The sequence below is a fragment of the Paenibacillus sp. yr247 genome, from assembly GCF_900103825.1.
Lineage (GTDB): Bacteria > Bacillota > Bacilli > Paenibacillales > NBRC-103111 > Paenibacillus_E.
This window is the reverse complement of the sequence record NZ_FNIF01000053.1, coordinates 1-9,499: the sequence shown is the minus strand read 5'-3', so window position 1 is coordinate 9,499 and position 9,499 is coordinate 1. Positions and strand designations below refer to the sequence as shown.

The window sequence follows — 9,499 nt, the reverse complement described above, 5'->3', positions numbered from 1 at the left end:
ACTTCATCCTCACGCGCCAGGAGCTCGACGCGAACACGGCGAAGGACTGGGGTGTGGTCAATGAGATCGTGCCGGCCGACAAACTCCTGACCCGAGCACGCGAGATCGCCGAAAGCATCGCGAAGCTTCCGCCGCTCACCGGCCGATACACACGCATCGCCCTTACCCAGAAGCTGCGCCGCATCATCGATGAAGGCATCGGTTATGGCCTTGCCCTCGAAGGCATCAGCGCCGCCGACGTCGCCCGATCGATGGCAAGCAAAGCGTGAATCTATAAAAAATCTCCGGGGGCATACGCCTTCCGGAGATTTTTTGAACGAATCAACCTTTCCGAGCACCCACTAAAAAGTATCATTCGAGATTCGGCTATAAGATCGAACCTATTCAAAATAAAAAGCAGGTTGCATCCTTCTTTCTCAAAAACATGAAGGTCAATTTTGCTGGTATTCAGCCGTTATGGAAAGGAGAATTGATATGAAGAAGCAGGAACAACAGTTAACAAAAAAAGGAACAGAAACGCGTGCTCGAATCGTCGCCGCTGCGGCCAAACTGATGTTTGAACGTGGAGTAGCTGGTACAACCGTCGAGGATGTGCAGCGGGAGGCTCAGGTGAGCGCTTCGCAGCTGTACCATTACTTCGAGGAGAAACGTGACCTCGTTTTAGCGGTCGTTGTTTATCAGACAGAGTATGTGCTGGCTTCGCAGGAGCCTCTGCTGAGCCACTTGGACAACATAGAAGCACTGCGATCCTGGCGCAATGCGATTGTGCAACTCCAAATTGAGCGTCAATACCACGGTGGATGTCCAATCGGTTCGCTTGCCAGCGAGTTGTCAGAATCGGACCAGGCTGCTCGTACTGAGCTCGCGGCCGGGTTCATGCAGTGGGAACACTCAATCCGCAACGGACTACGCGCAATGTATTTTCGCGGCGAACTGAGATCCGATGCCGATCCGGATGATCTGGCACTGGCGCTACTGACGGCACTTCAAGGCGGACTAGTTCTTACTCAGGTGCGCCGGGAAACCAGGCCGTTAGAAGTTGGTTTGGACGCCATGCTTGCACATATCGGTTCGTTCATCGTTTGATGTTGGACCATATTTTGTAAGCAAACAATATCTCGGCCATGCGAGCCGGAAACTCAACTGATACAAAAGCAGTAGTGAGCATTTAGGCTCGCTGCTGCTTTTACAGTTTCCAAATGGAATTAAACCATTTCTTAAGCAGGACTCTTCGCCGCTGATGATTGTTGCTCCCGTGCGATATTGCGGTTGTATCGGCCCTTATTGGAGACGATGGGAATTACATACCCACAATATTTTGTGTTAATGGTCCTCTGGGAAGAAGGCGAAACTATCATACACATCGAACAAACTCGATCACCTCGTGTAGCCGCGATATATTTTTACCAGATTCAATCATCCTCCCCATTTATGTTTTTCTATTGTAGACATTATCCGAAGGGCGCTAAAGAATAACATTTTGCAGCTTTAGGCAAGTATTATGCAAGAATAGTCTATTTCGTTTCGTATATTCAAGTAATAATATTCCCTGTCGGGAGAAATCTGAGAATACAACAAGGAAGATTTTGATGTCTCAAGCAGAACATTTCGAAGTACTGGTCCTTGGCACGATCAGGTAAACGGGTTGCTGTCGTGGAGTGAAAGTAGGTCGGGGGCTCATGTCCAGCCGTCGCCTGCCTGCCCAGCAATATTGAGCTCTCCGCTATCCGTTAATTTCCATTTCATGTGAGAAGCCCCTCTTTTGGTTCTATCCGTTCTTTCCGCTTGATTAGTACGAAAATGATTGCATCTATCTTGAACCGATTATTTGGCATGCATAATAAAAAGCCCGGGCCGGTATCCAGCCGCAGGCTTGAAAATAACTGCTTGCTTCCTTATGTCTATCCTCCCTTTATTTTTCATGATTGAAGCTGAGTTGTTGCATAATGAGAATGATTCAATGAGCTCGAGCATATCCGTTTCATCATCTGGCGGCACATCAGACGACGAACGAACGAATATGCGCAAGCATGGCGTCCAATACCGCTTCAAGAGGAGTCGTCTCCTTGCAGCACTGCGTAAGAAGAAGGCCTCCCTGAAGTGCGGTCAGCAGAGCCAGCGCGAGATTGTCCGGATCGGCTTCGACTCTCAGTTCGCCGCGCTCATGCATGGCACGGAGACCTTTGCGAATGGCGAGTTCCCACTGCATAAATCCGGCTGCGAGCTCTGTACGAGCCGCCAAGTCCGTATCCGCCAGCTCGCTGGAAAGGGAACCCATCGGGCAACCTCCTTGACATTGCCGTTCAATCTGAAGCTGTACGATCGCATCGCGCCAAGTGCGCAACGCTTCCATACTGTCCAGATGGCTCAGCAGAGGCTCCTGGGCACCCAGCACCTGTTCGGTCTGATGCGTAATGACTGCCAGTACAAGCTCCCGCTTATCCTTAAAATAATGGTACAGCTGGGAGGCGCTGACCTTGGCCTCCTTTTGCACATCTTCCACGCTTGTACCGGCAACGCCGCGCTCAAACATCAGTTTGGCCGCGGCGGCAACGATGCGCACGCGAGTTTCTTTTCCCTTTTTCGTCAGCCGCTGCTCTTGAGTTTTGAAATCCATTATATTTTCCATAGATGTAGTATATCAAAAATGGAGCTGACAATCCATAAAAATAATGTTATGATGAGATCGCAATTAAATGTAGTGATTGCTCCATTAATTCGAAAAGGAGTGCTGTATAATATCCGTTAAATACTTGTTGATCAAGCAAAAGAAAGTTTTACCGCTTCCGCACAATACTTTTCACGAGGAGATGATAGCATTGAAATATAAAGCATGGGTTTTTCTAATTTTATGTAATCTGTTTTGGGCGGGAAATTTGATTTTCGGCAAATATACTGCCGCCGAATTTCCACCTATTTGGATTGCCTTTCTCCGGTGGGCAATTGCCTTAATTTTCCTAATTCCAATGGCACAGTTAATTGAAAAGCCATCATGGCTTCAAATATGGAAGAAGAACTGGGTGGTTATCTTATTGATGTCTACGATTGGCGTGGTCGTTTACAATTACCTTACGTATTCTTCACTACAGTTTACCTCTCCAATCAATGGTGCTTTAATAAATTCTTTGACACCCGCTTTGATTATGCTCTTTTCTGTGATTTTCCTGAAAGAAAAAATCAACAGCTTTCAAATTATCGGCTTAATTGTATCATTTATCGGCGTGCTGACGGTTTTAACGAAAGGGAACTTACTGCAGGTGTTTCAACAATACAATAAGGGCGATGCCATTTTACTTTTGTCCATCCTATTCTGGACTATTTACTCGTTGCTCGGAAAAAAAGCAAAACATATTCCATCGATTACCATGGTCGCAATGATTGCTATTATAGGGGTTCTAATCATGCTCCCTTTCATCATCTTGCAGCCGCTTCATGTTCGAAATGTAACTTCTCTAGGTATCACAGGGATTATTTATTTGGGCGTTTTTCCATCCGTAGGCTCGTTTATCTTCTGGAATAAAGGAATTAAAATGCTCGGCGCAGGCACTGCCGGTATTTCCATGAATCTAGTGCCAATCTTTACAGCAATCATTGCTCTTATTCTTGGACAGGGCTTAGCGCTGTCCCAAATCGTGGGGGGTATGATTGTCATCCTTGGTATGTTGTTCACTTCCGTGAAAAAGAAAGCATCTGAGTCCAAGAAAGGATTATCACTTAATAAAGCATGAATTGACAAAGATAACACAGCCCAAAAATCAACTTGAGATCAAGGGGGGATTTTTTGAACAGCGGCTTGTGGATGGAGATCGCAAATTATTTCTCAAATAGCTTAAATGACTATTTGATTTCTGCCAAAGAGCATATAGAGATTAGCTTCTTTACATTGCTGCTCTCTGCATTCATAGGGATTACTTGCGGACACCTATGTGTAAAACATAAGCATTACGAACGCTGGATTGTATCTATGTTTCAAGTTTTACGGATTGTACCCAGTTTGGCAGTTCTCCTATTATTGATCCCTGTTATAGGAACAGGCGTTAAGTCAGCATTGATTGCTCTAGTATTACTCGGGATTCCTCCAATTCTGATGAACACAGTTACGGGTTTGAAAGAAGTTCCCCCATTTTTACTTGAAGCAGCCTATGGAGTTGGAATGTCGGACCGGCAAGTGATGTGGAAAATCAAGTTTCCTTTAGCCGCGCCAATGATTCTGACCGGAATCAAGACGGCATCGATTGAAATTATTGCAAGTGCGACCTTGGCTGCCAAGATTGGCGCGGGAGGACTTGGAGGTATTATTTTTACTGGCTTTGGCCTTAATAGAATGGATTTGCTATTGATTGGTGGTATTTCGGTTACAGTGCTTTCGATAACGGCCGGATTATCACTTGATCTGGCGGACCGCTTTTTGTTCAAATATAAGCTTATGAGAAAGTAGGACCAACAAGATGAAAATGAAGAAAAAAACATTACTGGTTTGTTTGATCGTGATGGTATTTGCACTCTTGTTGGCAGCGTGCGGAAGTAAGAGCGCAAATTCAGGCAATGGCACAACGATTCGTGTCGGGACAAAAAGTTTCACGGAAAACTTAATAGTTGGAGAATTGTATGCATTAGCTCTTGAAGATGCCGGATATCATGTCAAACGAGTCCCTAACATCGCTGGATCTCTCATTCATACGTCACTCGTGAACAATGATATTGATTTGTATCCTGAATATACGGGTACCGGGTTATTAACCATTTTAAAGAAGAATCTAATGACCAATGCTGATGAAGTTTATAAAACAGTGAAAGACGAATATGAAAAACGATTTCAAGTGACCTGGCTTAATTATTCGCAAGCCAATGATGGGGAAGGCCTTGTTATTCGTACAGATGTATCAAAAAAGCTTGGCATTACCACGATATCGGATCTACAAAAACATGCAAGTGAACTCAGATTCGTGTCGCAAGGTGAAATTGATCAACGAGAAGATGGAATCCCTGCTTTAGAAAGAGTGTACGGAAAATTGAATTGGAAATCATCCAAAATAGTCGATAACAGCTTGAAATATAAGGTGTTGAGTAACAATGAAGCTGATGTCGCACCGGCTTATACAACGGAAGGACAATTAGCCAATAAAGATAAGTTTACCCTATTGGAAGATGATAAACATGTGTGGCCGCCATACAACTTGACGCCGGTAATTCGCGATAATGTATTGAAAGCAAATCCCAATATTGCAGACATTATAAACAAAGTAAGCGCCAAATTGGATACCAAAACAATTACAGCACTGAATGCTAAAGTTGACGTTGATAAAGAAGAATATGAAGTTGTAGCAAAAGAGTTTTATAAATCAATTAAGTAAGCTCGTTTCTTGGAGGGTAATATGGTTAGTACAGCCATTGAATTCAGCAATGTATGTAAAAAATATAAACGATCCGGAAATTATGTGGTGGATCATGTCAATTTATCCATAAAAGAAGGAGAGTTCATTACAATCCTGGGCTCCTCCGGATCCGGGAAGACAACATTGTTGAAAATGATAAATCGTCTGTATGAGCCTAATGAGGGGATAATTAAACTGTTTGGTGAAGATATTGCAACGGTTGACCCTGTGAAGCTAAGAAGACGAATTGGTTATGTTATTCAGCAAGTGGGGTTATTTCCTCATATGACCATAGCTCAAAATATTGCGATAGTTCCAATGCTCTTAAAGTGGAAACAATCTAAAATCGATTCGAAAGTAATCGATTTGCTATTTCTTGTCGGGTTAGATCCACAGGAATATCGAAATCGCTATCCGTCTCAATTATCCGGTGGTCAACAACAAAGAATCGGGCTGGCGCGAGCCTTGGCGACCGATCCCAAGATAATGTTGTTGGATGAGCCCTTTGGAGCAATCGATGCCATTAACCGGGTAAACTTGCAGAACGAGCTTTTGCGAATTCATGGCGGGCTAAAGAAAACCTTTCTTCTTGTCACACATGATATCAACGAAGCCTTTAAACTCGGGACAAGAGTCATCATTATGAACAAAGGCAAAGTTTCTCAGTTCGATACGCCAAGAAATATTGTGAAGAATCCTGCAGATGAGTTTGTATCGTCACTCATCCTTTCCTCAAGAGAGCAAGAACGTTTCTGGGAGGGATTAGATTGATCGAATATGGATCCAATCACCTTGATAAATTAGGCAAAGCACTGCTGGAACATCTGGAGATGTTAGTGGCTACTATGATGATTTCAATCTTACTCGCTTCGATATTAACGATTGTAGCCATGTCTTCTAAAATCATTTCCAAAATGCTGATTCAATTATTCACGGTGATTTATTCCATCCCCAGTTTGGCGCTTTTCGCAATTTTGATTCCTGTTACGGGCTTAGGCAAAGTAACAGCCATCACGGTTTTAATTATTTACAACCAATATATATTGCTGCGTAATTTTATTGCAGGCCTAAACGAGATTGACCCGTCCATTCTTGAAGCAGCTGCCGGCATCGGATTGAGTAATATGCAAGTTTTGTTTCGGGTCAGGCTGCCATTATCCGTAAAAACGCTCTTTACGGGAATACGGCTTGCAGTTGTGGCTACAATCGGCACTTCAACGATCGCGGCATTCATCAACGCGGGCGGATTAGGCAGCATTTTATTCGATGGACTTCGCACGATGAATGTTTACAAAATTTTGTGGGGTTGTTTGCTGTCAGCTGGGTTGGCGATCAGTGCTAATGCTTTATTAATTCGTATTGAAAAAAGGTTTTGAGGATCAGATGAGATGGGTACACAAAGCTTACATCCGCGATAGGGGGCTGCTTCATGGCATGGCTCACGCTGCTGCTGATATTGTTTATTGCTCAAATTGGTTTTATATTGTTTTGGGGCTACAAGAATCCGTCCAAAACTGTTGCATGGCTGACGATAACCTTCCTGCTGCCCTTCGTCGGCTTTGTACTGTTTTTCTTCATTGCCAAAGATTATAAACCGACGGTTCCATCCGTCTATCGCAAGCTCCGTTCCAGGCTGCCCTCCCTGCTTATGGACAATATCGTCTCGGCCGAACAAGCTCCCCAATACCGAAGCCGTCATGTTCGATCGCAGCGGCGACTCTTCCGGCTTCTCCAGAGTATTCCCGAATCCCCGGTGACACAGTGTAACGACATTGCTATTTACAACAACGGCAATGATACGTTCGCGGCCATTTTAGAGGCGCTGGATCGGGCCGACCATCATATTCATATGGAATATTACATTATTCGCAACGACATTATCGGCAGACAAGTACAACAGACTCTTATCCGCAAGGCGCGGCAAGGAGTCCAAGTACGAGTCCTTTTGGACGGTCTCGGCAGCCATGAGCTGGACGAACCTTTTATGAAGGAACTTCGGGATGCGGGCGCCGATATTCGTTTCTTCGCGCCGCTCGGCATTTCGCTTCTGTTACGCAAACAGTTCAATTACCGCAATCACCGGAAAATTATCGTTATTGACGGTAATACGGGATTTCTCGGCGGAATCAATATCGGCGACGAGTACTTGGGTCACCACCGGAAATTCGGTTTTTGGCGCGATACTCATATGAAGCTTCGGGGAGACGCCGTCTTTTTTCTTCAGCACACGTTCATGAACGATTGGTATGCCGTAACCGGCGAACCGATTCTAAGCCAGGAATTTTTTCCAACGCATGACTGTGCCGGCAACGCCCGGCTCCAGATCATCCCCAGCGGGCCCGATACACCGTGGAATTCAATCCTGGAAGTATACTTCAGCGCATTTACGACGGCACAGAACCATATTTTCATTATTTCACCGTATTTTATACCTGACCGTACCATTTTGATGGCATTAAAAACAGCTGCGTTAAGTGGCGTAGAGGTAAAAATCATTCTCCCGGAAATCGAAGATCATGTTCTGGTCAAATGGGCTGCCTATTCCTACATGGAGGAGCTGATGCAAGCCGGAGTCGAGTTTTTCCACTATAAAAAAGGATTTATTCACGCTAAAATCGTCATCGTCGATCATACTATTGCTTCGGTCGGTACGGCCAACATGGATATGCGAAGCTTTTTCGATAATTTTGAGTTGAATGCAGCTATTTACGACGAAGCCTCAATTAAGAGATTAATTGCGGATTTTCAGAACGATTTATTCGACTGCGCGGAAGTTGTGTTATCCGAAATGAGCCGTCGTTCCAGCCTGCAGCGTGGCAAAGAAATTCTCGCCCGCATCTTGTCTCCGTTGTTGTAAAGCTTACTTGCTCAACTACCCTTCGGCGATGATTTGAAGCTACAGTTTTATTCCCGAAGCGCTCCCCGGATTGAGGAACCGATACAACCGTTAGCAGACCGTCTATAGGTATTTTCGCATAACGGGCAGATCAGTGGCTAAGGATAACGATGATTTAAATCTATTAGCAATAAACATAGTCGCTACAACCAAGCGTCATTGAGTCTGATTCATTTAATATATAATGGGGCCATAAAAAAGACCGGGATTCCTTGCGATAAGGAGCCCCGGTCTAATTTTTTTATTCCTGAACACCGGCCTTCAGGCTGTTGATGTAAAAGTTGCTTACAAATTCCTCAATTGATCCAGTATCTCATGAGGTTCAAGACGTCGCATAAAATCAGGATTGACATAATCCCCAAAACATCGTTTGCTTCCGCAACCGTTCCAAGTAAATGGCCGCTGTCTATCCGGCAGGACCGTTATCGATCACAATCGATTTAAACATGGTAAACGCTTTACATTCGAAGGTCAGTCTGATTAACATCCTCTTTGTTTCCTACGCGCGGATTTCTTCAATGGTCTTTCCACCTCTCTCCGCAATGTGCCCTACGAGCCGATTGATTTTATAACCAATGGAGACGCTCTCTGCCAATAAAGTGCCGGGTTTTTGGTCCAACATTAGTTTCACCTGCCTTTGTTGTTATAAGTCCTTGTAGGAACGGAACTTCCACCATTCTGTTCGTTCTCTTCATTTCACCGTAATGTTAAAGTTTACCTTATCGTGACAGGACACCATACAATCCGTCTATGAAAATGACAACATTTTGCATCTTTAGGCAAGTATTATGCAAGAATAGTCTTTTTCGTTTCACACATTCAAGTAATAATATCCATATCAGGAGAAATCTAAGAATACAACAAGGAGGACTTTGATGTCTCAAGCAGAACATTTCGAAGCACTGGTCCTTGGCAGCGGCCAAGGCGGCAAGTTACTAGCCTCCTCGCGACCGGCTGGTTCCATACTGCATGTTCACTGACCCGCAGCTTGCCCGGGTTGGACTGAGCGAAAGCGAAGCAGAGCGCCAAGGCGTCACGGTGCGCGTCGCGAAACTGCCGATGAGCAAAGTACTGCGGACGTTTGCGACGGACGAAACACAAGGCTTCATGAAGGTGCTTGTCAGTGGGAGCGACGACCGCATACTCGGCTTCACGATGATCGGTTCCGAGGCCGGAGAGATCGTGGCCGCGGTCCAAACGGCGATGTTGGCAGAGCTCCCGTATTCAA

General features: G+C 44.9%; 10 protein-coding genes and 2 pseudogenes. 10 read left to right on the top strand and 2 right to left on the bottom strand.

The window, feature by feature from the left end; translation table 11 throughout:
• The 3 genes and pseudogenes from BLT91_RS29705 to BLT91_RS32440 all read left to right on the top strand — a co-directional run.
• The coding region (locus tag BLT91_RS29705) for an enoyl-CoA hydratase-related protein (RefSeq protein WP_254777204.1) at positions 1-269 on the top strand (269 nt) is incomplete at its 5' end.
• 205 nt (positions 270-474) lie between these two features.
• Positions 475-1,086, top strand: coding sequence for a TetR/AcrR family transcriptional regulator (locus BLT91_RS29700; RefSeq protein WP_090827786.1), 612 nt, complete (start codon positions 475-477; stop codon positions 1,084-1,086).
• 174 nt (positions 1,087-1,260) lie between these two features.
• Positions 1,261-1,353: pseudogene (locus BLT91_RS32440) on the top strand (MarR family transcriptional regulator); the annotation flags it as partial.
• A 646-nt stretch (positions 1,354-1,999) separates the two neighbouring features.
• Here BLT91_RS32440 and BLT91_RS29690 read toward each other — a convergent pair.
• Positions 2,000-2,617, bottom strand: coding sequence for a TetR/AcrR family transcriptional regulator (locus tag BLT91_RS29690; protein ID WP_090827784.1), 618 nt, complete (start codon positions 2,615-2,617; stop codon positions 2,000-2,002).
• A 202-nt stretch (positions 2,618-2,819) separates the two neighbouring features.
• Here BLT91_RS29690 and BLT91_RS29685 point away from each other — a divergent pair, with 202 nt between their 5' ends.
• Genes BLT91_RS29685 through cls form a run of 6 tightly spaced genes read left to right on the top strand, consistent with a single transcriptional unit; the run spans position 2,820 to position 8,232 of the window.
• Positions 2,820-3,728, top strand: coding sequence for a DMT family transporter (locus BLT91_RS29685; protein WP_090827790.1), 909 nt, complete (start codon positions 2,820-2,822; stop codon positions 3,726-3,728).
• 53 nt (positions 3,729-3,781) lie between these two features.
• Positions 3,782-4,438: an ABC transporter permease gene (locus BLT91_RS29680; RefSeq protein ID WP_254777203.1), complete on the top strand. Its 657-nt coding sequence runs from the start codon at positions 3,782-3,784 to the stop codon at positions 4,436-4,438.
• A 10-nt stretch (positions 4,439-4,448) separates the two neighbouring features.
• Positions 4,449-5,354 (top strand): glycine betaine ABC transporter substrate-binding protein, encoded by a 906-nt coding sequence (locus tag BLT91_RS29675; protein WP_090827782.1) that lies wholly within the window; start codon positions 4,449-4,451, stop codon positions 5,352-5,354.
• 21 nt (positions 5,355-5,375) lie between these two features.
• Positions 5,376-6,146 carry an ABC transporter ATP-binding protein gene (locus BLT91_RS29670; protein ID WP_090827780.1) on the top strand — a complete coding sequence of 257 codons (771 nt, stop codon included), beginning with the start codon at positions 5,376-5,378 and terminating at the stop codon, positions 6,144-6,146.
• Complete coding sequence (locus BLT91_RS29665; protein ID WP_090827778.1) at positions 6,143-6,751, top strand: ABC transporter permease; 609 nt, start codon at positions 6,143-6,145, stop codon at positions 6,749-6,751. The genes BLT91_RS29670 and BLT91_RS29665 overlap by 4 nt, the downstream gene beginning before the upstream one ends.
• A gap of 53 nt (positions 6,752-6,804) precedes the next feature.
• Positions 6,805-8,232: a cardiolipin synthase gene (gene cls, locus BLT91_RS29660; protein WP_090827776.1), complete on the top strand. Its 1,428-nt coding sequence runs from the start codon at positions 6,805-6,807 to the stop codon at positions 8,230-8,232.
• Positions 8,233-8,770: 538 nt separating this feature from the next.
• Here cls and BLT91_RS33735 read toward each other — a convergent pair.
• Complete coding sequence (locus BLT91_RS33735; protein ID WP_302847578.1) at positions 8,771-8,893, bottom strand: hypothetical protein; 123 nt, start codon at positions 8,891-8,893, stop codon at positions 8,771-8,773.
• Positions 8,894-9,240: 347 nt separating this feature from the next.
• On the opposite strand from BLT91_RS33735, the pseudogene BLT91_RS29655 reads away from it, so the two are divergent.
• Positions 9,241-9,499, top strand: a pseudogene (locus BLT91_RS29655) (mercuric reductase); the annotation flags it as partial.

What these genes read in the sequence shown, in the direction of transcription:
- BLT91_RS29675 (WP_090827782.1), top strand. Translation starts at nt 4,449, where the DNA reads ATGAAAATGAAGAAAAAAACATTACTGGTTTGTTTGATCGTGATGGTA.
- BLT91_RS33735 (WP_302847578.1), bottom strand. Translation starts at nt 8,893, where the DNA reads ATGTTGGACCAAAAACCCGGCACTTTATTGGCAGAGAGCGTCTCCATT.
- BLT91_RS29670 (WP_090827780.1), top strand. Translation starts at nt 5,376, where the DNA reads ATGGTTAGTACAGCCATTGAATTCAGCAATGTATGTAAAAAATATAAA.
- BLT91_RS29690 (WP_090827784.1), bottom strand. Translation starts at nt 2,617, where the DNA reads ATGGATTTCAAAACTCAAGAGCAGCGGCTGACGAAAAAGGGAAAAGAA.
- cls (WP_090827776.1), top strand. Translation starts at nt 6,805, where the DNA reads ATGGCATGGCTCACGCTGCTGCTGATATTGTTTATTGCTCAAATTGGT.
- BLT91_RS29700 (WP_090827786.1), top strand. Translation starts at nt 475, where the DNA reads ATGAAGAAGCAGGAACAACAGTTAACAAAAAAAGGAACAGAAACGCGT.